Source organism: Cognaticolwellia beringensis (genome assembly GCF_002076895.1).
Taxonomy (GTDB): Bacteria; Pseudomonadota; Gammaproteobacteria; order Enterobacterales; family Alteromonadaceae; genus Cognaticolwellia; species Cognaticolwellia beringensis.
Map to the genome: position 1 here is coordinate 2240063 of NZ_CP020465.1, position 21766 is coordinate 2261828.

Below are 21766 nucleotides of genomic sequence, written 5' to 3' on the forward strand. Positions count from 1 at the left end.
TCTTTAAAATAAGAAAAAACAGATATAAAGCTATTATGAATAAAAATAAAATGATCACTAGCGAGTTGTCCTTTGCCAAGTCCCTTGCACATTGGAACTAAAATATTTAATAAATCCGCGCATTAATGCTAGGTTCATTGCCACAAAAAATGCTAAAAGTGCTATTAGTGTTGATGTTTTCTTGCCTTTGGCTTGTCGTTTTATACCGTAAAAAGCCATGAAATAAAATACTAGTTGTGCAGCTAATAGCACTTGATAAAAAGCACTATCGAGTAACATAACATTGGTGATCAGCGCTATCAACATTAAGTGAGGTACAAACCAGCGACAAACCTTATGGCTAACATAAGCAATAAAGCGCCAGCCTAATAAGGGATTTAAAGCCCAAGGCATCTTAAAAAAAGCTTGATAGTTGCCTAAGCCAATACGTACTCTTCTGCCTTCCTCTTCTTTAAGGTTAGGGGCTATTTCTTCAATGGCGATGGCTTCAGGGTCATACACTAAACGGAAACCTTGTTTAGCTACATTCATAGCAATTTGAAAGTCATCAACAATAGTATTGGCCGGTAAAGGAATAAAAAGAGATTTTCTAATGGCATAAATAGCACCATTGGCACCTTGCAGCGCGTTCAGTCTAGATTCATGGAATTTTAAAATTTGTTCGTAGCGCCAATATACATTGTCTTTATTGTCACCTGTGTCGCCATCAACTAAGTGCAGTTCGCCACAAACAGCACCAATTTTATCGTTGTTAAAATGGCGAGCTAATTGTTGAATAGTGTCCGGTTTAAAATGCGTATTAGCGTCAGAGAAAATAATGAGTTCGTCAGACGCTTTTTCAACTAAATCATTTAATACACTCATTTTACCGCGGTTAGTGGTAAAAATATGCACTTGTAAATTATCGATAGTAAAGGCAGACAAAATCTCTGCTGTAAGGTCACTACTACCGTCTGAGCCAATCAATATAGTGAGCTTTTCTTTTGGGTAATCTAAAGTTAATAAATTTTCTACTCTCGCTTTTATACAAGATTCTTCATTATATGCGGCAATAATAATAGTAACTGCAGGGTAATCTTTCGCGTCAAAAGTGCGGCGTTGATGTTTGCGCCATAAATATTTAGTATCACTAAAAGCTTGATTAATACCGCTAAAAGTAAATAACGCCAATGGGTAAATAAAATAGCTGTAAATAATTATGGCGACACTGACCCAAAATAACGTTTCCATTACTGGTTTACCCCGTTATTTGTTTTCATATATGCTTTTGCGGGTATTCCCAACATAGTTGCCCCTTTATTGGCATTTTTTGTCAGCACAGCATTAGCACCTATTTTTACATCGTCGGCTACGGTTAACTCACCAATTATTTTCGCCCCAGCACCAACAAAAATATTGTTGGCAAGAGTAGGAGAACGACCTTTCTCATCACCGATCACTACACCACTTTCTAGGGTAATATTATGACCACCACTCACTTTAGAATTAATAACGATGCCAACAGGGTGCATAATAACAAATCCAGCAGCAAAGTCGGCACCACTGCCAATAACACAACCATTTAAAAATTTATTAGCCCATTGAAAAAAATAAGCCACTAAACCAAGTCGATGCGTGGCACACCAACGCATGCATCGATACAAAACATTAGCGCTTGTCCCGTCAGCCATCCAAATTCTCAGCATACTGACATCTGCTCCATCTTGGGCAAATATTTGTTGTTTTCTTTTTAAGTCGGCTTTTAAATCACGCATCTTAATTCATATCTCGTTGAACGAGCGATAATAACTGCTCAGCGTTATGCTTCCATTGTCGTTCACGTTCAATATAAGCTCGGGCATTTAAGCCAACGGTTTTATGCGCTTTTTTGTCATTAACAATGGCGAAAACTTTATCTATACAGGCTTGTTTATCGCCTGCGGGGAATAACCAGCTTGTTTCATTGTCTTGAACAACTTCGGCAATGGGGCTAAAATTTGGAGCGATCATACCTTTACCCATCGCCATAAATTCGAATAATTTCATCGGTGAGCCATAATCATTTGAATCCGGTAATATACCTAAATCCATGGCTGACAAAAACGATGAAACTTCATGATGCGGAACTTTACCCGGTAAAATAACCTGTGATTCAACACCAGCCTCAATAACCTTGTTTTTAATACCTTCAAAAGCTACACCATCACCAACTAGCAATAGGACTAGTTCAGGAGTGTCTTTTAATCGTTGGCAAGCTAAATCAACAAACCAGTCAATACCATGCCAATGAACGAATGCCCCGACGTAACCCAACACTATTTTATCTTCAATACCGAGTTTATTTCTTAATGCTGTCCCTGAAGCTTCATCAATAATAAATTTATCTAAATCGGCACCGTTTGGTGACACAACAGAATTGGCAATGTCGCCGTAGGCTTGCTCGGCCACTTGCTTAAATCGTGTTGAAATAAACACCAAACCCGTAGCATTTTTAAAAATCCAAGCTTCTATTTTTGCAGCAAGCTTTTTAAAAGTTAATGAGCGAACACGCTGAACTTGGCAAGAGTCATTAATCTCTAGCACTATAGGTAAATTATGACGTTTTGCCCACCAAACGCTAGAAAACATAAATAACGAATAACGCTCATAAATAAGGGTTATGTTTTTTTCTTTTACAGTTTTTCGTAAACGTATTACCGCGATTAAATTGAACGCAAGTTCAAAAAGTTCGAAAACAAACTCGGGTACATGTTTTGTAAGATCGGAAAGTATAGAAAAGCTGCTTTTCTTTGTTGGCGCTTGCTTAACTTGTTCAGTCGATGTGTTTGTTTCTTCCGCTTCAGGCTCTGCGCCTGGTAGTGAAAGAATATCAACGTTATTGTTTAACTGTCTCAAGCCTTTAACAACTCCGCGGATATGCACACCTTCTGCACCTCTGCCACGGGTTCTATGATGAAATAGTATATTCACGAGTGTTTGTTCTCCAGTGCGCTAAAGCTATAACCTTGTGCAAGCCATTGTGGAATCAATACATCAAGTGCATCGATACAGCGCTCATGGTCGTCATGAAATAAAATAATATCACCAGACTTAACGGGATGCTTTAAAAAACGGTCTGCGATTTTATTGGCTGGTTCTTTTAAAAAGTCCATAGAGTCTCGACTCCAATGCACCGCGGTTATTTTTTTTAGTAGCAGTGCAAATATTAAATGCATATCCCAACGGCCTTGAGGTGCTCTAAATAATGTACAAGATTCACCCGTAACTTGTTTGATAATTAAATTGGTTTTTTCAACTTCTATCATTTTTTCAGCATGTGAAATTTTATGAAATTCTGGATGACTATACGAGTGGTTTGCAAGGGTGTGCGCGCGTTTATGTATCTCGTGAAGTAAATCAGGATTTTTTTCTGCGCGACTACCCAGAATAAAAAATGTCACTTTAACTTGATATTTATCGAGCAAATCAAGCAGTCGCTCTACAACACCAGGAACAGGTCCGTCGTCAAAAGTTAAATACAATGTTTTTTCTTTTTGAGTTTTGCTCAACAAAAATAAACGGTCGGGCAAGATAATAGCCCTGAGGAGATATTTTAATTTAAGCAGCATTCAAGCAGAGTTCCATTATTGAAAAATTTATATAAAATGACATTGTAACAGTAACGATTAATAATCATACCCTTGAATATTAACATTGATTAACACGCATTAACATTTTAAGCAGTTGATGTTTATTGTTTTGCCATGAAAATTGTTGGCTGTGCTGCTGTATTTTTTTATTATCCCATACGCTTGATAAAATATAATCCAAACCTTCAGCTACCGCTGTATCACTTCTAGCTACTATGATTTTGCCACAAATTTTTTCATTAACAACTTCAGGGATACCACCAACATCAGTGGCTAAAACAGGGGTGCCACAAGCCATTGCTTCAAGCACGACATTAGGCACACCTTCGTTATAACTCGGTAAGGCTAGTACACGAGCTTGGCTAATAAGTTCAGGCAATTGGTTATGATCAACACTACCTAATAAAACAACTTTGTTACTAATGGCTAAATTTTTTGCTTGGTTGGCAAGTTCACTACGTAAATTACCCGGCCCAGCATATAACAATTTAAGCGCGGGGTATTTTTCACTAATTGCAGCAAAGCCTTTAATTAGTTCAATTACCCCTTTCTCTTTCTTTAAATTTCCGACATATAAAATATAGTCATCAATTTTTTTATTTGTTATGAAATGCTTACTATTAAATATATCGTGATCAACGCCGTTATAAATAACACGAATTTTTTCTTTATCTATCCCCATCGTTATCATCTCATCAGCAAGTGCTTGCGAAACAGACAAAATACCTACAGCACGTTTACTGGCTGCAATTATTTGTTTAGCGCGGGCAGGAATTTTTCCATGCAAGTTAATGTCACTACCGTGAACTTTAAAATAGAAGTCAGCGCTAAATAACTTACTAATCCAACTAGCCGCAACAGCTTCAGGAAAAGCCCAGCTTGCGAGTATTTTTTCAGGCTTTTTACGCATTAGCCATAAGCCAGAATGTAGCATGATCGAGATAAACATCATTGCGCTATAAAGTCGGCGGCCAAATTTTGGTAGATAAAAGTAAGGCACATAACGTAAGTGTTCGGTTTGTTTAATCTCTTTTCTATGTGCAAACCAATCTGGAAAGGCAATGGGCACCAAAACACTTTTGACAAAGTCATCATCGAGTTGTGCAAACTGCTGGCGGTTAAATGTTGCCCGGTTAGGTTCCCAGGGTAACGGGTACAAATTAGTTAATATGACTAAAGAGGGTTTGTTGTCGCTACACTTCACAAATGGTAACCCTATGTTTACCACTGGCGGTTAGCGGAATTTCATCAACCTGACTAAACACTAATTGTAATTCATTGTCGGCATATTTATTTATCTCAGCGGAAATATCAACTTTGTTCTGTTCAGTAAAGTGCTTATTGGTCATTAACAATATCTGTAAACTCGTTATGTCACTTTGTTTAACTTGAAATTTATCTATACCAATAAATTCTTTAAATAAATGAGGAAAAAGTTCGCCAGGAATTGATTTACCCGACACAGTTTTAATAATGTCGAGTTTACGACCATCTATGCTACTCATGATCGGTAGCGGATTGTCGCACCCACAAGGTTGGTCAATTAAAGTCGCTCTATCGCCATTAACATATCGAATTAGTGGCATACCATAATTATATAAATCGGTAACCACTAAGTCGCCAGACTCACCGGTAATTGGCTGACCCGTTTCATTAACAGTTTCTACCACTAAATGGTCACTATTAATATGCAGATTTTTATGCTCTTGGCATTCTGCTGACATTAACATAAATTCACGACAGCCAAAGGTGTCGTAAACTTTACAATTAAACGCTTTTTCGATAACTTCTCTTTGAAATTCATGTAATGGCTCTGCACCCGTCAGAATTGTTTTTGGAGAAAATACCGTTAATTCTTCTGCAATAATATAGCGCGCTAATTCATATAAAGGATTTACATAAGAAACCAATGCGGTAGGCCTATAACTATTTATATCATCTACATAGGTATGCATGTTGTTAGAATTCATGGCGAAAGAATTAAGCATCTTCCTATTGTAAAATCTATGATATAGCGTGTTTTTTAAACTTTTTAATAATGTTGGTTGGCCAATGTCAGCGCCCCAAAGGTATAAAGTTTTTTGCCCTAATCCAGCGCCTAACCAGCCATAGCCACGCCACATAATAGCTTCTCGACGAGTGTTACTGTCTATATCTAGCTCGAAACGAAATGGTTGACCGGTCGAGCCACCCGTCGCTTTTTTGATGTTCTGACTTGAGTTAGTCGCAACAATATCCTGATAATGCTCGGTAATATCACTTTTAGTTATTAAAGGTAATTTGGCAAAATCTGACATTGAGGCTATGTCATCAATAGAATGTACGCCGACCTTAGCCCAAAGTTTGGGGTAGAAGCTAGTATGTGCGAAGGCATGCTCAAGTAGTTTTCGTAACTCTTGCCACTGATGTTGCTCTAACGCTTCAGGGGTCCACAATAAGTGTTGCTCATAATTGGATATGTGTTCAACAAGATTTTTACCTTTAAGAAGTTCATATGTCGGCATTAAAAAATGACGAAAAATTGAGGTATACATCAGTAAAAATTATCCTGTTATCATGAGTGGCGTTAATCGATTGAATTTAACAAATTAATTATAGAAAGTAACACTTTTATAGTAATATTCTCAGATAATAAAAACGCCCAATGTTTCATTGCTCAGAAAACAGCAGCAATTATTGCTTATTGTAGGTCGGACTTTAGTCTGACAATGTAAAGGGCTAAACCCAGCAAACACTCTAACCTGTATTGATAGTATATATAAATAAAAAGGAAATTTTGTGTCGCAAGTATTAGTTTCTGTTGTTGTGCCTGTATATAACGGTGCGCAATACTTAGAAAAAACGGTTCAATCGATATTAGTTCAAGATTATGAAAATATTGAACTAATTTTGGTTGATGATGGCTCCAAAGATAACTCAAAAGCTATTATTACCCAGCTTGCAATGCAAGACCCTCGGATTAAGCCATTTTTTAATAAAAATGGCGGTGTAGCAAACGCTAGAAACTTCGGTATTGCGCAAGCTAAAGGTGACTTTATCGCTTTTTGTGATCAAGATGACTTATGGCTACCAAAAAAACTTAGTCAGCAAATACCATTATTCAGCAATAATAACATTGGTCTAGTTTACTGTGGCGCAATTACTGATTATATTTTATATCAAAAACAATCAAAATCTGGTTTTAAAAATAAGCACAAAGGTCAGGTGTTTGAGCAATTAGTACAATTAAATATGCTAACTTGCTGTACCGCTGTTGTTCGAACAAGTTATTTACAGCAAGTCGATGGTTTTGACGATGACAGGGCTTTAATGGGAGTCGACGATTGGCATCTTTGGCTTAAATTAGCCATGGTTTGTGAATTCGATTTTGTTGCAGACTACCTCGCCGTTCACGTTTTTCATGGCGACAATTACTCATTAAACGATGAAAAAATGCATGAAGCAGAAGTGGTTTGCTTAAATAAAATTGAAACTATTGCCGCTACTCTCAATAAAAGTGCAAATTGGGCACTAATAAAGCAACAGTTGCATATTAGGTATGCTAAATCATACATCTTTTCAGGTTTTTATAATTTAGCCGGCGATACTTTTATTCGCGCGCATCGAACTAAAAAAAACATTCCTGTTTTATTAAAAGGTTGGTTCATAAAAGTAGTGCCAAATTTTGTTTGGAATATACTGCAAAAAACTAAACGTAAATTAGCCGCTTAATAATAGCTAACAATCCAAAGTCACAGGTCGTATTCTTTATGCACCATATATTATTTTCAGTAAGTGGATTGAAGCAATCAAGAAAAATAATAAAAGGTCTTCTTCGATGAATAAAATAAAGCTTATTAGTGTATTAGTTATCAATTTATTTTTTTATATGCTCAGTAAGGTGATCCCTAAAAATAAAGATCTGTGGGTATTTGGTGCATGGTTTGGCCAAAAATATAGTGACAACCCTAAATTTTTCTTTGAATTTGTAAATGTGAATCATAGTGACAACACTAAAGCCGTATGGATCACTAAAAATTCGAACATTGTTAAAAACCTTCAGGAAAAAGGTTACTGTGTTTATCATGAGAGAAGCATTAAAGGCATTTGGCACCAACTACGTGCGAGCAAGGCTATTATTTGTCAGTCGCTACATGACGATTTATTTTCTCCTTGTATAGGCAAGAGAACAGAAGTTGTTCAACTGTGGCATGGTATTCCCTTAAAGAAAATAATGTTTGATGCTTTCAGTAAAAATAAAAGGCGTAAAAACCTAATCGGTCGCTTATTTGATTGGCTTACCCCTTACAATGAGCACCGAAACGATATTGTTATCGCTACTGGCGAACTGACAAAAAATATGCTGGCTAAAGCATTTAAAGTCCCTACAAATAAAGTGTTAACCTGCGGTTTTCCTCGTAATGATGTTTTTTTTGAAAATGTTGAAAATGTTGAAAATGTTGAAAATGTTGAATTTAAATGTATTTACATGCCAACATTTCGAGGTGGAATAGCTTCTGAATGTGATTTGTTTGAAAAATATGGCTTTGAAATTAAGCAAATGGAAGCTGAATTGACAAAACATAATATTCACCTAACACTTAGAATGCATCCGGTTAATAAACCACCTAGTCGAATTGTTGAGCAAATCAAAAACTCAAAAGTTATAAAATTAGATAACGGTGATGACATATATCAAAGTATTCAACAATACGACTGTTTAATTACCGATTACTCAAGCATCTATTTTGACTTTTTACTGTCTAACAAGCCTATTGTTTTTGCACCGTTCGATTTGGAGTTTTATAAAAAATGCGAGCGTGCTCTTTATTTTGAATTCGAGGACGTAACGCTCAAGCCTTATTGTTATAGTTGGAATAATATTTTAGAAAGGCTGATTGAGCTCAAGAATGAAAGCCAATCGTCAGAGTATCAAAAGCAGTATACGTTTTTAAAAGCTAAGTTTCATAATGATAATGTACAAGGCTCTTCGCCATTCTCAAGTCAACTTTATAATGAATTAACCAAATAAAAAAAACAAGGATATAAGGTTATGAAAAAGGTACTTACCTTTGGTACATTTGATTTATTTCATATTGGTCATTTACAGATATTAAAACGTGCAAAAGCCTTGGGAGGATATTTAATCGTCGGTGTATCAACCGATGCGTTAAATTTCTCTAAAAAACAACGCAACCCTATATGTAGTCAGCAGCATCGCATGGAAATTATTCAAGAATTAAAATGTGTAGATGAAGTGTTTTTCGAAAATTCACTTGAATTAAAACGCCAATATATCATTGACACTAAGGCTGATATATTAGTGATGGGTGATGACTGGAAAGGCCGTTTTGATGAGTTTAAGGATATATGTGAAGTTATTTATTTGCCGAGAACACCTTCAATTTCAACCACTGAAATTATCGAAATAGTTAGAGATATTAGCTAGAAATAGTTAGAGAAAATAAACACAACTAGGCTTTAATACATTAGTGAACAATAAGTTATAAAAATACTTATTTAACTTTATATTTAAAAATAAATTTTAGGTTAAGAAAGTTGGAGAGTTAAATAATGACTATTAATCTGGTCTTTTTGTTTATAAAAAAAAGTGTTAGCCTTTTATTGTACCCACTGACTTTAATTTTAGTCCCATACACCATCCTAGCGAGTATTAATTAGTGTCCTTCAATCGGAATGTAGATGCAATATCATCTTTATATCAAGACCAAAATAAAGAACTAGATTCCAACGTTCAAAACGAAATATTACAAACAAAAAAATGGAAAGTGCTGACAGGTACTTTCTTATTTTTTCTTATTTTATCGTTGATTTTTATTTGGACGAGAGAAAGTGTGTTTCAGAGTCAGGCTACTATTCAGTTTTCCACAGTTCAAGTGGTCGGTGGAAAGCTGTCTTCTCCTCTATTGCTAGACAGTTTACAAAACCAGCAGCGCCTCACCAGTAACAGAATATTAAAAGCCGTTAATTACAGCATACGCCATAATTACAATATACAAAGTAATGTAGATCTACTGAGTAAAATGCTAAGTGTTGAACTACAAAGTGGTCAAATTATTAATTTAAAGGCAACAGGCAGCAACCCTGAGCAATTGAAACCAATTCTGACAGTTTGGTTAGAGGAGTACCTTAAAGCTTTTAGCGTAGAAAACGATATTAATAACACTGACAGTATATTAACACTGAGCACTATGCTGGAGGCTATAGAAGATAAAATATCGCAGCAAAAAATGGCATTAGTTACCTTTAGTCAAGATAACGATATTGTTTCGTTTGAGCGTAACGAAAATAAAATTTTGAATAAAGTTAAATCGATAGAAAAACTACTGCATGCAGCTGAGCAAGACCACCTTAACCAGCAAGAAATAGTTAATCGTATCAACTATGCTGAAAAAGAAAATAGCTTAATTGTGCACCCTAAAGATGAAGCTGCTATAGCAATGGTTAGGCAAAATATAGCTAATATTGAAAATCAACTTGCTGAATTATCTGAGAAATACACACGTAAATATATGGAGAAAGATCCTAATATAATCTCGTTGCAAAAGTCGCTAGTAAATTTTCAAGATCAATTAGAAAAAGATAGCCTATTAAGTCACACTCTTTTCGTAAAAGAAGCTAAAAACAATTTGCTGGTGGCAAAAGGTAAAGTGGGTCTCTTAAGCGAGCAGCTAAATACCCTAAATAAAGAAGCACAAACCTTTAATCATAATTTAAAAGAATATGTTCGTATGAACGATTCATTGAATCAGTTAGTAACACAAGCGCAAGGCTTAAAAGATAGCTTGCTAGAGCAAGAGATGCTGCAAGTAGGAAAGCCTAAGTTTACCGTTTTAGAATATCCGTTTGTGCCTAGTTATCCTATTGCACCTAATAATCAAAGAGACTCTTTAATAGCCCTGTTAATTTCGGCGATAGCGGCACTATTAGCGCTATTTTTGTTTAGCTATATAGTACGGCAGAAACAGCCTTCAACTGTTTTTTCAAACTATACCGTGGTACCCAACGTTGACATAGGCGAGAAGCGGCAACGGCTAAATCAACAAGAGCTTGAAGCACTAGAAAACCAAACCGCACAAGTGCTACTTGAACAAAACGCTGTAATTGATAATTTTAGACTGTTAAGTACTGACGAATGTGAAAAATTAGTAAATTTTGCCAATAAGCAAGGAAAACTGGTTATTTTGTTAGTATTAAGCGGCGTTAATATTAAAGAGCTATTAGTAATTAAATTAAAAGACTTTGATATAGAAACAAACACGCTAAAAGTTAACGGGGCGTTCGCCAGAAATATAGCATTAACAAATGAAGTTAGCGTGCTTGTTAAAGACGTTATGCGATATAAAAGCACTCAAGACAGCCTGTTTGATAATGATTATTCGCTTGACGAACTTGCACATCTAATAGCCAATAGCGCACACGACGCAGAGTTAACTGAACCAGAAACCATTAGCCTAGAAAGCTTGCGACATACCTACCTTACGTATTTATTAGAACAAGGCGTTAAGTTGAATGAGCTAGAGAAAATAGCAGGATATATTAACCCTGCTCAGTTAGCGCTTTACCGTAAAAATAGAATTAACACACCGTTAAAACATACAGAAGTTAGTACTATTTACCCAATGCTTTAAATGTCTTTGTTCTGAAAAGGGCTCAGCACCACTATAGTAAAATAAACCCATGATATAAAAATATTGGCTCTACCTCATACATCTTTATTTATGCTAAGTTCAGTGGTTAGCCTTTTAAGACAAGCTAGTCGCTCGCAAAAACAGTAATTAGTGTGAATGCAGTGTCATGTTTATATAAAATAACGCTTTAACTTCATAGAAGGCTTTTCTATAAAATTCCATGATATAGCTGATAAAACTATAACTATAGTACCAGCTAGAATAGTCATCTCAGTTGGGCTAATGCCAATAATGTTAATTGCTATGGTTTGCTGAATTGGCCAAGCGTAGATATAGGTTCCGTAAGAAAAGTCACCCATTGTATTGTATTTTAATATCTTGCCCTTAGGTAAGTAAGCAGCGCAAAGTACTAAATAGGGCATAGTGAAAATATACATAACAAAGAATGTTGCTTTATTTAAGTACAGTGCAAATATCAGCAACGATAAAATAATCACTACCCATTTAAGGTTGAGAGAAATATGATTTCTTAGGACATATATCCCGCCCCCAATAAAAAAAGCCGATGCAAACCTGAAAAACTTATAATAAAACCAATGAAAGTTCTCATTAAAGTGAAAATGGAAATATAGGGCAGTACTGCTTATTGCGATAAGTACTATAATTGCTGGAACAATTGGAAAAGTGATATTCACCTTTTTTAATACGTAGCTCAAAACACCCATACCTATAAGTACTACATACATTCGTAGCTCCCATGGTAAGGTCCATAATGAACCATTAACACTTGAATCTAATGGTGCGTTATAAAATACCCCAGGTAACTCTTGATAGTCGGTTATTATAATTGTTGAGTTGTATATTATAAAATTTAACAGCGTAGAATCTTGAAGGTAATTTTGTAGTGAAAAGCTAGTTAAATAAGCGCCTAAAATTACGCAAAAAAGTACAGAAACTAAAAGGGCAGGAAAGATTCTCAATATTCTTGATACGATGAAAAATTTCAAATCTGTACGAACCAGCAAACTTCGAGTAACTAATAAACCGCTTGTAATAAAAAAAATATCTACGGCTATAGAGCCTAGGCTAATGCCTAATAAGTTTTTTATTGGCTCTAACTCTCTATTTCCTAGAGCAAGTGCATAACTGTGGCTAACAATAACGGCTAGTGCTGCTAGCATTCTGATTAAATTGAAGTTGTTGTTTTTACTATCTATAACGCTGCTAAGTGCTATATTATTTTGATAGCTCACATTACAGCCCTAACTTTAAAGAAATATAAACAGCAACTATAATAGACCAGCAATAAATCATCGATCTAACCGCAACATGATTAGAAAAGTGTATAGCATATTTTGGATTCAGCTTTACTAGCCTAATATGAGACGCGATTGCCATACCTAAATAAATAAATAACAAAAGCGTGAACATTCTACTGATAAAAAAGCCTGTTATCATAAAGCCCACCAAGGAAAAGAATAGGGTTTTGTTAAGAAATAACTCAGCTTCTTCTTCAGGTGGTGCCACTGTTTTTTCACTGTCGATTAGTTTTTTATGGCTAATTTGATCGCGAATAAACAAATATCCTGTTAACGCTGTAAAAATTAATGCACCACCCCATAAAGAATAACCAGGCACGCCTAGCTCCGCGGCAACATGAATATATGAATTGTGTGCCACTAAGCCATGTTCTTCAAGAAATTGGCCCATACCAATACCAAACACAGGGTTGTGTAATAGCATTAGCACCCCTGCATACCAGGCCTCTAATCGGCCATCGGCAGAAGCATCGATACTACTTTGTAGTGATGCAATTACCGTAGCAGCAATAGGGGCTAGCACGACAATAATCATAAATAATTTTGGCCCTGCATTCATCACGATAAAATACACCGCAACTAAAGCACCAGCGCCGAGCATAGTACCGCGAGAGCCTGTTAAATAAATGCCGTAGAATAGCGCCGCTAAAACGCTAAACATTATTATTTTACTGAACGCTTGGCTTTTTTTATAAAAATAAATAGCAAATGGAATGTTCATAACTAAAAACATACCTAGGTCGTTAGGGTCATTAAAAAAACCTAAATACGTAATGCGCCGCTCACCAAGACTAATATAGCCAACGGAGTATGTGCCTAATGCCCAACCTGCACCTTGATATGCCGTTTGTTGTACATGACCATTGTGTACCATAAGTAAGGCAGCAAAAAGGCAAACAGCCATAAGTATGTGCTGGCGTTTAATGCTAGTTATACAGTTTGAATATAAAAAAAGCGGAAACAGTGCACTAACCAATATACGCTCAGACTGGTCAATACCAATCATGCCTGAGCCGTTCAAAAAACCTGAGAATATAATCAACGGCACTAACGCTAAAATCATCCAATGCTGCGGGTACATTTTTATCGGTCTTTGCATGGCAACAGTGGCGCCGAACGCAAGAATGATAAAAACCTTTATCGTTATCCACTCAATACTTGTTTGAAACATTTCATGTGGGCGAATAAGCACTGAGGCAGTATATAAAAATAAAAAGAAGAAGCCTAACGGCGAGTCATCTTGTACATTTTTTTGGAAATGACGAGCCATGTTTTAAAGTTCCTTTATAAATTTTTGCTTAATATTGGCAGGCATACGTTCAACAGCATAAGTTAGCAAAGTCTTTTTAATGGCCTTATCAAGTAGCAATATCCAACAAACAACAACAATAAAAGGAAAAGCTAACGTGGCGGACATTAAAAACTCTAACCAAGTATCAATAGCTAAATAGTCTAATAAATAACTGCCTGCTATGCCTATGATAACGGTAATAAGCACCGACTTTGATAAACACCAATAAAGCCCGCGCATATTAAAATTATTGTATTTTTTAAACAATACTATTTTGGCAAAAACATTAAAAATAAGGCTATTAACAACACCACCTGCAGCCATACCAATAAGACCAAATTTCAAACCTAAAAATATAGTCAAAGTAAGCCCTAAAACAACTGACGCAATAGTGATAACTGAGATATATTTGTGATTCGCCTGGGCAAATAAAACCGTATTAGCAGAGCTACTAAAAGTAGCAAACAAAGCTGAAACCACATACAAATACAGTAAATTAATCGCGTATTCAAATTCTTGACCTACCCATAAAAGAATAAAAACTTTACCAAAAATAAACAGCGATAAAAACAATACAGTGGAAGAGAACAAGTTAATACGAGTAGTTTGATTAAATAGCAGTTCCATATTCTCATTGCGAGCGACTTTTTTATTAAATAAAGGGGAAAACACGCCGGTAATTGAACTAACAAATGCCGAAGTATGCATGATCAAATTACTGGCAATGCTGACTAAGGCTAAAGACGATAGATCAAATAATTGCGTAACGATTAGTGGACGTGATTTAGTACCTACAGTATTGGCAATACCATTAATAACCAAGTGTTTTGAATAGGAAAATAAATCGATGACTTCTTTTTTGCTGGCGAGTTTAAAACTAAACCTTAGGTCTGGGAATAGTCGTTTAGCATAATAAATTTTCAACGTATTGGTTAAAACATCACTAGCGAGTGTTGCAACTACAGCGCCCCAAATATTTAAGTCAGACAAGAGTAAAAACACCATAACAGCTTTTACTATCGCGTTTAATGACGATATGTTTGCATCAATATCGAAACGCAGCATACCGGAAAAAATGCCATGAAAAGGGTTCATCATAAACCCCCAAAGCACCTTGACTGACAGTACAAGTAAAATATCAACTAAGGTAATTTGGTCTAAGCCTTCAACCCCAAAAATAGCCGGCACAGTGGTTAAGCCAATTAAGATTAAAACAGACAAACCACCTAAAACCGAAAAAAGTACCAAGCCGGTAGAAAAAATCACGTTAACACGCTTTTTATCGTTTAGCTCTAAAGCTTGCACTATTTGGCGTTGAATCGCTTGCGGAAAACCTAGGTCAACAACATTAAACCAGCCTAATATGGATAAAATTAACAGCCATAAGCCATAGTGGTTACTGCCTAATTCATTAATAAAAAAGGGCGTAAGTAAAAAAGACGTTATTACGACAATTCCACGTTCAAGAAACCGAAATAGCGAGCTAGTAAGTAATTGTTTTTTCATTGAATGGTATAGTAGCTTCAATCAGAAAATTATAAGGAAAAAGTAAGTTAATGCGCTAGCTGACTTCAAGTTTTTATAGTAATAAGTGTTTATAACATTTATTTGCGGATAAATCGTGAAAAAAGTGAACGGTTAAGTTTATTACAAACTTTACTAAAAAACAGCTTTACTGGGCTTTTAACAACCGTTATTGATATCATAGCTCGAGCATCCGCATTAAATTTTGCTTTATAGCTATTGTTTATACCACCCATCATAAAATCGTAATATTTAGTTGGACAATTTATTATCGACCAATAATGCAGATATAGGCCAGGAGACAGCTTTGCATAATTTTGTTGGTCCCAACCACTTTGATAAAAATGATAAGTATCGTTTGAAACTAAATAATAATGTATGGCAATAGGTTGCTCACCAATAAAAACCGCGCTCATTGCTATTGTGCCGCTGTTTTTTTCACGCAATGCTTTATGGAATTCATTAAATTCAGGGGCAGCGAACGCACCATTTTTTCCTTTGTTTTGCCAGCGACTTTGATGGTGTTTTTTTAATAAACACCATGCATTGTCGTATTCTTCGTCATTAAGCCAGCGAACAATAGCACTTAAGTTAGTCAATTGGTTTTTACAACGATTAATGCGCGAACGGGTATTTTTACTTAATTGTTCAAATTGCCAATGCACCTTATCAACCTTATATTGGGCATAGTGCTGTTGAGTTAAGGTGCCCCTAATATGTGGTAGGATTTTGGCTATATGTGAATCTTTAAAAACCGCTTTAACAACACAAAGATCAAAGTTGAGTTTGTTTATTTCCTTAATAATTAAGGGGTAAACTGTTTTCTCATAACCTCGTTTTATAAATACATCTAGATACTCTAGCGCGACTTCAGCATATTCGGCTTCGCCTTGACCGACTAGGTGCAGGGTTTTGATAAAAGGGAAAAATTTACTTTTTTCAATAAAGAATGGCGCTAAACAAATTAATTTATCGTCTTGGTAATAAGCGAAAGAGTGTAATTGCCAATTTTCCTGCCAATAGGAGTTAGCCCAAGTGTTAAGGATGTCAACTGAACTTTGTTGCTTAGTGGATTTATATGTTTGTGCAATATCAGTAAGCAAAGTTGTTAACTGAATATCAGAGTGGACCTGCAATAAACGTAAATCACTTTGGCTAATCATTCGAGTCATATAAAGGAATTTCTTTGTGTTAGCTAATTTTTAGAATGTTAATAGGTACCTGTTAAATTTCGAACAACACCGCCCAATTTTGGTATTCAGCTTAACAGTTAACTCGTTTAATATCATTGATTACAGTATTATGTTTAGAGTACTTTATATATTAATATAATAGCACAAAGGCTAATTCAAACGATAAGATACAGTGCCTCATGTTTTGAATATTAATATAAGTACTACAAATACCTTAAAGGACTTAACTAATTAAAATATATAATATAATAATTCCAAACTTATTTGTTATTAATCAATTTTTAATAAAATAGCAAAGTATTATAATAAAAATTATATAAGAGTCGTCCTAGTGTAAAATTGCCAAGTCTTTTACAATATCGACATAAAGAAACTTTTACAATGTTCACTATTCAGTTTTTACAAAGGGTCATCAATGGAAGTTAAAAAAAAAATATTAGTAATCATTATTACTTACAATGGAGAAAATTGGTTAGATTACTGCCTTAATGATCTTAAAAGTCCATCGAATGATCATATTATTGATATTCTATGCTTAGATAATTTATCTACAGATCATACAATTGAAAAATTGAGAAATGACTTTCCAAGCGTTTCAGTTATTAAAAATGATAGTAACCTAGGATTTGGTAAAGCCTGTAATATTGGAATGCAAAAAGCGATTGATGAAAACTATGATTATGTTCTTTTATTAAATCAAGACGCTAACATTAAAAGTGATGATGTAAATCAGTTAGTAAACTTACATACAGCGAATATGGAATATGGAGTTTTAAGTCCTATTCATTTGAGCGGTGATGAGTCTAAATTAGATTCAAATTTTGGAGAATATCTTCGCTTAAATAATACACCTTTGTTAATAGAAGATTTACTTTTGAAAAAAAACATATCAGCTATATATGAAACTAACTTTGTTAATGCGGCTGTTTGGCTTTTACCTATAGCTTGTATTAAGGCAGTTGGTTTTTTTAATCCTGTTTTTCCTCATTATGGTGAGGATGATGAGCTTGCGGAAAGAATAAAAAAATCGGGATTTAAAATAGGTATAGTACCGAATGTTTTTGCCAAACATAAACGAGAAAATAGGTCAGTTAAAACACTTGAAAGTCATTTACAAAGTAAAGTTAACCGTGAACATGTAAATTTTATCATAGAATATTATCGCTATCCTGCGTCTAAAGTGAAAAAATTACTATATGTTGCTCGTCTACTCTTAATTAAAATTATATCAAGTTTGATACTTTTTGATTTTTCAAGTACTGCAACTTATATAAAAGCAGGGTGGCGGTTTGCGTTTAATTCTATAAAAAAATTATAGAATTATTTTTAACTAAATACTTTGATATTTTGGTCACATTTAGATTTACATCTACTTCCCAAATCGGGTATAGATCAAAATTTACTAGCACACTGGTGCTTGTTGGGCTAAAGGAAACAGTTTTTTATAATGGTTCCTACTGGGTTGATTTTTACATTGTAAAAGTAATATAAACTTTTAAAAGGCATAGAAGCTGATGATTAGATTATACAAAAAATATATTGGTTATGAGGCTAGGAAAAAAATTGGAATATTTTGGGGGTTATGTAAAGAATGCCGAAATAAAAAACAGATATATTTTAGAATGCCTAAAGTCGCAAGTGGTACTATTGTAGAAGCACTAAATGACGAAACAGTAATAGTGCCTCATTCTTATAAGCCAAAAACTATAAACAACCTACTTAAAATTAATTCCAACGCTATAAAATTTACTTTCGTTAGGCATCCATTAGACAGGTTTGTAAGCGCATACAACTGGGCTGTTAGGGATGATATATCTCCTGAAGAATATCCTTTGGATATAATTCAGAGGAATATAATTGATCAATTTGAAGGGATTAACGATTTTTGTAGGAACTTACCCACTTTACTTAAGAGTAACACTAACCATTTAATTCACTTTTACCCACAAACTTATTATATTAAACCATATGACGAATTGTTAGTTGATTTTGTTGGTAAATATGAAGATATGACGGATAGCTGTTTGATTTTAAAGAAAAAATATGGTATAGATTTATCTATTGAGTTTGGCGATAACTTAAAGAATAAGAATAAGAAGAGAACTAACAAAGAACCAATTAAAGTATTGAGCGAAATGGGAGTTAGCACTAAAAATGTTAAGCTATTAAAAGAAATATATTCAAAAGATTTTGTTACTTTTGGATATTATTAGGAATAAACCTATGAAATTATCAATTGTTTTTGCAACATTTAAAAGTGAAGCTATTTTAGATAAATCTTTACGGGCTTATTGCAACATAATCACGAGTTATCAATGGGAACTAATCATTGTTGACAATGCTTGTCGAGTTGAAACTCGACAAATAATTGAAAAGTACAAAGATAAACTTCCTATTGTATTTCTAGAGCAGCCACAGCCAGGGAAAAACAATGCATTGAACAAAGCCTTACCCTCGATACAAGGAGAGTTAGTGATGTTTACAGACAACGATATAATTCCTGCTAGTGACATTATTGATGTTTATGTAAAAACTGCAAAAAAAAATATGAATATTGATGTTTTTGGTGGGAAAATTTTGCCAAATATAAAATTGCCTAAATGGATAGATACTAGCGTTTTTGGAATTAAAACTGCTTTTGGCATCTTAGATGGAGGAAATGAAGATAAAGAAATACCTCTAGGAGATATTTGGGGTGGTAACATGTTAGTTAGGCAGTGTGTTTTTAAAGAAGGCGTGACATTTAACACTTCAATTGGCCCTAATGGCAAGAGTTATATTATGGGAAGTGAAACAGAGTTTCTAGGACGTTTAAGTCAGCTTGGTTACTCAGGTTTATATGTTTCCAAGGCAATTGTCTTGCATCAAATAAGAGACGAGCAATTATCGATTAATTGGCTAGCTCATCGCGCATTTAGAGCAGGAAAAGGAGCTTTTTTTAATAACCATGAAAATGCCAAAAAACTATTTGGTTTCCATCGATATTTATTAAGAAAATCTATAATAGACTTTATAAAGTCATTAGTCGCAATATTGAGCTTAAACAAGTCAAAAATTAATATTGCTATAATGCAGCTATGTAATACTTTAGGAAAGCTTTCTCAGTCACGTAATAATTGCTAAAGTTGAATTGACTCTATGACGAATTCTGTTTGATTACCAAGTTTGTATAACGACCGCAAACGATATTCGAAATTAATTAAAATCGTTTTCGATCGTTATACATATTTTTACTTGGTCTTATAGTGCTTTAATTAAACCTAGTTTTTTTAAAAGGAACTTGCCTTTTTTATCGATAAAATATATTTCTTTATACAATATTTTCAGAGCATCATTATCTTTGGAGTTATAGTGTTTTTCAAAGTCCAATAATTGTTGGTATCGTTCATTGTGCATTAATGTGGAAGTGCCGCGACCATCTATTCTTTTCAACCATTTTTGATGCCAAGCGATGTAACTAAATGCGTCAAAGTGTAATATACAAGCATCGTTTGAAATAGTTCCAAATTCGTTTTTTTTATATATTATGTTAGATACATGAAGGCCCATCAATTTTACATTTGCTTTAACTCTAGTTGCAGACTTTCCAGCAATATATGCTTTCATATAACCATACTCTAAGTACCTGCCGTTGCCTGTTAAAATTAAGAAACTTTTTTTTAGCTTGACCATTAAAAGGTTTATTTTTGTTCGTAACTTAATATAAAACGGCATTTTTATCGAGTTTTTATAATCGACAGGGTGGCTACGAAAGTTTTTGATTTCTGACCAAAAATTCGTATGTTCTTGTGTTTCAGGAATAGATTCACATACAGGAAACCTAATAGTAACTATGTTGTCAGGAATGTTCTTGAAGTATCCCGGCGCTGATTTTAAGTTATCAAAATGTATGAATTCATCTACATCTACATGCAGTAACCAATCGATGTGAAGCTGTTGGCAAAGATCTAAGGCGTAATCAGAGTTGTACATTTGTCGTTGCTCTACAGATTTGGATCTACCGCTAGCTGTTTCCCAATATTCATCAGAACAACGGATAGTTATTACATTTTTTAGACCTTCTATTGTCTTGATGTTTTCGTCATCTGGGTCATCAAAAAAAATTATTATCTTCTCCATTCCAATTTTTTCATAATGCTTTATAAATGCGATAGCTTGCGCCAATGTTGTTCGTTGAGTACTGCAAACGGCTATAGATATTGTCATTATTTTAACCTGAAAGTTTTAGCTATTAATATGCCAATAAAGTAATATGTTTTTTTTTCTAACCCCTGAGTTTTACTGCCTGCTGTCATAAAGGTTTTATATAAATATTTAGAAGTCATTCCCTTATTTTTCTTGAACGTGTGCCAGTGCTTTTTTAAAAGCTGGCAATGACCAATCAAGATCGAGCGCCCATTTGATGAAATATTGCCATGCTCCATTCGTCTTACTTTTGTTAGCGCTTGATTGATAAAGCCTATTCTAAAACCTTGTTGAATTAAGCGTATGCTTAACTCATGATCTTCTGAACACCGAACACTTTCATCAAAGTACTTAACAGCCTCTAGTGATGCTTTAGTAATAAGTAATGAGGGTGGGGTAACTTGCATAGAATCTAGTAAATCAACAATTGTTAAGTCAAACGGTTTGTCAATAAATGTTGATAGATCACCTGTTTTATCGAAGGTAGTGACGCCGGTATGGCAAGCTGAAAAATGTGGGTATTCTTCTAAAAAAGATAATTGTACTTCTAGTTTATTTGGTAGCCAAATATCATCAGCGTCTAAAAATGCAATTAAATCACTGGTTGCCGTTTTTACCCCCTCATTTCTAGCCGTTGATACACCTTTGTTTTCTGTAAAATCGATGATTTTTATATCAGTATATTGAGATAAAAACTTGAGTGCTTTCGCGCCACAACCATCATTTACCACTATAATTTCTTCAGGCTGAATTGTTTGCTGCTTAATTGATTGGTAGGTGTCATCAAAAAACGCTTCAGCATGATAAAAAGGAATTACGACACTAATAGAAGGGGACATTAAACATTCCATTGTTGGATTTCGATTAAATAACTACTAAATGTACTTTTATTCTAATTTCCATACAAGCTTTTAGACCTATTTCTTTTAATTATAAGGAAGATGTAGTAATTTATGAACAATAAAAAGCGATGTTTATTGTTACGAGCAATTTGCTTTGATAAGTAGCTTTTATA

General features: G+C 34.5%; 19 protein-coding genes. 7 read left to right on the forward strand and 12 right to left on the reverse strand.

The window, feature by feature from the left end; translation table 11 throughout:
* Positions 1 to 57: 57 nt before the first annotated feature.
* From B5D82_RS09500 to B5D82_RS09525, 6 genes are all read right to left on the reverse strand, one after another.
* On the reverse strand, positions 58 to 1230 hold the full coding sequence (locus B5D82_RS09500) for a glycosyltransferase family 2 protein (RefSeq protein ID WP_081151086.1): 1173 nt from the start codon (positions 1228 to 1230) through the stop codon (positions 58 to 60).
* Positions 1230 to 1754, reverse strand: a complete 525-nt coding sequence (locus tag B5D82_RS09505) for a serine O-acetyltransferase (RefSeq protein WP_081151087.1) — start codon at positions 1752 to 1754, stop codon at positions 1230 to 1232. The genes B5D82_RS09500 and B5D82_RS09505 overlap by 1 nt, the downstream gene beginning before the upstream one ends.
* Before the next feature lies 1 nt (position 1755).
* Complete coding sequence (locus B5D82_RS09510) at positions 1756 to 2949, reverse strand: glycosyltransferase family 4 protein (RefSeq protein WP_245807599.1); 1194 nt, start codon at positions 2947 to 2949, stop codon at positions 1756 to 1758.
* Positions 2946 to 3548 (reverse strand): polysaccharide deacetylase family protein, encoded by a 603-nt coding sequence (locus tag B5D82_RS09515; protein ID WP_245807600.1) that lies wholly within the window; start codon positions 3546 to 3548, stop codon positions 2946 to 2948. Before B5D82_RS09515 ends, B5D82_RS09510 begins: the two co-directional genes overlap by 4 nt.
* Positions 3549 to 3666: 118 nt before the next feature.
* Entirely contained in the window at positions 3667 to 4812 is a 1146-nt protein-coding gene (locus B5D82_RS09520; protein WP_081151089.1) for a glycosyltransferase, read from the reverse strand.
* Positions 4802 to 6142 (reverse strand): phenylacetate--CoA ligase family protein, encoded by a 1341-nt coding sequence (locus B5D82_RS09525; RefSeq protein ID WP_081151090.1) that lies wholly within the window; start codon positions 6140 to 6142, stop codon positions 4802 to 4804. The genes B5D82_RS09520 and B5D82_RS09525 overlap by 11 nt, the downstream gene beginning before the upstream one ends.
* Positions 6143 to 6386: 244 nt before the next feature.
* Here B5D82_RS09525 and B5D82_RS09530 point away from each other — a divergent pair, with 244 nt between their 5' ends.
* The 4 genes from B5D82_RS09530 (at position 6387) to B5D82_RS09545 (ending at position 11239) form a co-directional block, all read left to right on the forward strand.
* Positions 6387 to 7319: a glycosyltransferase family 2 protein gene (locus tag B5D82_RS09530; RefSeq protein WP_081151091.1), complete on the forward strand. Its 933-nt coding sequence runs from the start codon at positions 6387 to 6389 to the stop codon at positions 7317 to 7319.
* A gap of 106 nt (positions 7320 to 7425) precedes the next feature.
* Positions 7426 to 8619 (forward strand): CDP-glycerol glycerophosphotransferase family protein, encoded by a 1194-nt coding sequence (locus B5D82_RS09535; RefSeq protein WP_081151093.1) that lies wholly within the window; start codon positions 7426 to 7428, stop codon positions 8617 to 8619.
* A gap of 21 nt (positions 8620 to 8640) precedes the next feature.
* Complete coding sequence (locus B5D82_RS09540; RefSeq protein ID WP_081151095.1) at positions 8641 to 9036, forward strand: FAD synthase family protein; 396 nt, start codon at positions 8641 to 8643, stop codon at positions 9034 to 9036.
* A gap of 232 nt (positions 9037 to 9268) precedes the next feature.
* Positions 9269 to 11239 (forward strand): tyrosine-type recombinase/integrase, encoded by a 1971-nt coding sequence (locus B5D82_RS09545; protein ID WP_081151097.1) that lies wholly within the window; start codon positions 9269 to 9271, stop codon positions 11237 to 11239.
* A 170-nt stretch (positions 11240 to 11409) separates the two neighbouring features.
* Here the strand turns inward: B5D82_RS09545 and B5D82_RS09550 are convergent, their stop codons facing one another.
* The 4 genes from B5D82_RS09550 to B5D82_RS09565 all read right to left on the reverse strand — a co-directional run bounded on the left by B5D82_RS09550 (position 11410) and on the right by B5D82_RS09565 (position 16545).
* Complete coding sequence (locus tag B5D82_RS09550) at positions 11410 to 12492, reverse strand: acyltransferase family protein (protein ID WP_081151098.1); 1083 nt, start codon at positions 12490 to 12492, stop codon at positions 11410 to 11412.
* Between the two features lies 1 nt (position 12493).
* A complete protein-coding gene (locus tag B5D82_RS09555; RefSeq protein ID WP_081151100.1) occupies positions 12494 to 13828 on the reverse strand; it encodes an O-antigen ligase family protein in 1335 nt (444 codons plus the stop codon).
* A gap of 3 nt (positions 13829 to 13831) precedes the next feature.
* Positions 13832 to 15355, reverse strand: a complete 1524-nt coding sequence (locus B5D82_RS09560) for an oligosaccharide flippase family protein (protein ID WP_081151102.1) — start codon at positions 15353 to 15355, stop codon at positions 13832 to 13834.
* 98 nt (positions 15356 to 15453) lie between these two features.
* Positions 15454 to 16545 (reverse strand): GNAT family N-acetyltransferase, encoded by a 1092-nt coding sequence (locus B5D82_RS09565; protein WP_081151103.1) that lies wholly within the window; start codon positions 16543 to 16545, stop codon positions 15454 to 15456.
* Positions 16546 to 16981: 436 nt separating this feature from the next.
* Between B5D82_RS09565 and B5D82_RS09570 the strand changes: the two genes are divergently transcribed.
* The 3 genes from B5D82_RS09570 (at position 16982) to B5D82_RS09580 (ending at position 19689) form a co-directional block, all read left to right on the forward strand.
* Entirely contained in the window at positions 16982 to 17884 is a 903-nt protein-coding gene (locus tag B5D82_RS09570; RefSeq protein ID WP_081151105.1) for a glycosyltransferase family 2 protein, read from the forward strand.
* A 196-nt stretch (positions 17885 to 18080) separates the two neighbouring features.
* Entirely contained in the window at positions 18081 to 18779 is a 699-nt protein-coding gene (locus tag B5D82_RS09575) for a sulfotransferase family 2 domain-containing protein (RefSeq protein ID WP_081151107.1), read from the forward strand.
* Positions 18780 to 18789: 10 nt separating this feature from the next.
* The gene (locus B5D82_RS09580; protein ID WP_081151108.1) at positions 18790 to 19689 is read left to right on the forward strand and encodes a glycosyltransferase family 2 protein; all 900 of its coding nucleotides are present in this window, start codon (positions 18790 to 18792) and stop codon (positions 19687 to 19689) included.
* 117 nt (positions 19690 to 19806) lie between these two features.
* Here B5D82_RS09580 and B5D82_RS09585 read toward each other — a convergent pair whose 3' ends face one another.
* Entirely contained in the window at positions 19807 to 20772 is a 966-nt protein-coding gene (locus B5D82_RS09585) for a glycosyltransferase family 2 protein (RefSeq protein WP_081151110.1), read from the reverse strand.
* Complete coding sequence (locus B5D82_RS09590; protein ID WP_157673863.1) at positions 20772 to 21590, reverse strand: glycosyltransferase family 2 protein; 819 nt, start codon at positions 21588 to 21590, stop codon at positions 20772 to 20774. The genes B5D82_RS09585 and B5D82_RS09590 overlap by 1 nt, the downstream gene beginning before the upstream one ends.
* Positions 21591 to 21766 lie beyond the last annotated feature (176 nt).

What these genes read in the sequence shown, in the direction of transcription:
- B5D82_RS09505 (WP_081151087.1), bottom strand. Translation starts at nt 1,754, where the DNA reads ATGCGTGATTTAAAAGCCGACTTAAAAAGAAAACAACAAATATTTGCC.
- B5D82_RS09525 (WP_081151090.1), bottom strand. Translation starts at nt 6,142, where the DNA reads ATGTATACCTCAATTTTTCGTCATTTTTTAATGCCGACATATGAACTT.
- B5D82_RS09560 (WP_081151102.1), bottom strand. Translation starts at nt 15,355, where the DNA reads ATGAAAAAACAATTACTTACTAGCTCGCTATTTCGGTTTCTTGAACGT.
- B5D82_RS09565 (WP_081151103.1), bottom strand. Translation starts at nt 16,545, where the DNA reads ATGACTCGAATGATTAGCCAAAGTGATTTACGTTTATTGCAGGTCCAC.
- B5D82_RS09570 (WP_081151105.1), top strand. Translation starts at nt 16,982, where the DNA reads ATGGAAGTTAAAAAAAAAATATTAGTAATCATTATTACTTACAATGGA.
- B5D82_RS09500 (WP_081151086.1), bottom strand. Translation starts at nt 1,230, where the DNA reads ATGGAAACGTTATTTTGGGTCAGTGTCGCCATAATTATTTACAGCTAT.
- B5D82_RS09555 (WP_081151100.1), bottom strand. Translation starts at nt 13,828, where the DNA reads ATGGCTCGTCATTTCCAAAAAAATGTACAAGATGACTCGCCGTTAGGC.
- B5D82_RS09540 (WP_081151095.1), top strand. Translation starts at nt 8,641, where the DNA reads ATGAAAAAGGTACTTACCTTTGGTACATTTGATTTATTTCATATTGGT.
- B5D82_RS09585 (WP_081151110.1), bottom strand. Translation starts at nt 20,772, where the DNA reads ATGACAATATCTATAGCCGTTTGCAGTACTCAACGAACAACATTGGCG.
- B5D82_RS09535 (WP_081151093.1), top strand. Translation starts at nt 7,426, where the DNA reads ATGAATAAAATAAAGCTTATTAGTGTATTAGTTATCAATTTATTTTTT.
- B5D82_RS09580 (WP_081151108.1), top strand. Translation starts at nt 18,790, where the DNA reads ATGAAATTATCAATTGTTTTTGCAACATTTAAAAGTGAAGCTATTTTA.
- B5D82_RS09575 (WP_081151107.1), top strand. Translation starts at nt 18,081, where the DNA reads ATGATTAGATTATACAAAAAATATATTGGTTATGAGGCTAGGAAAAAA.
- B5D82_RS09590 (WP_157673863.1), bottom strand. Translation starts at nt 21,590, where the DNA reads ATGTCCCCTTCTATTAGTGTCGTAATTCCTTTTTATCATGCTGAAGCG.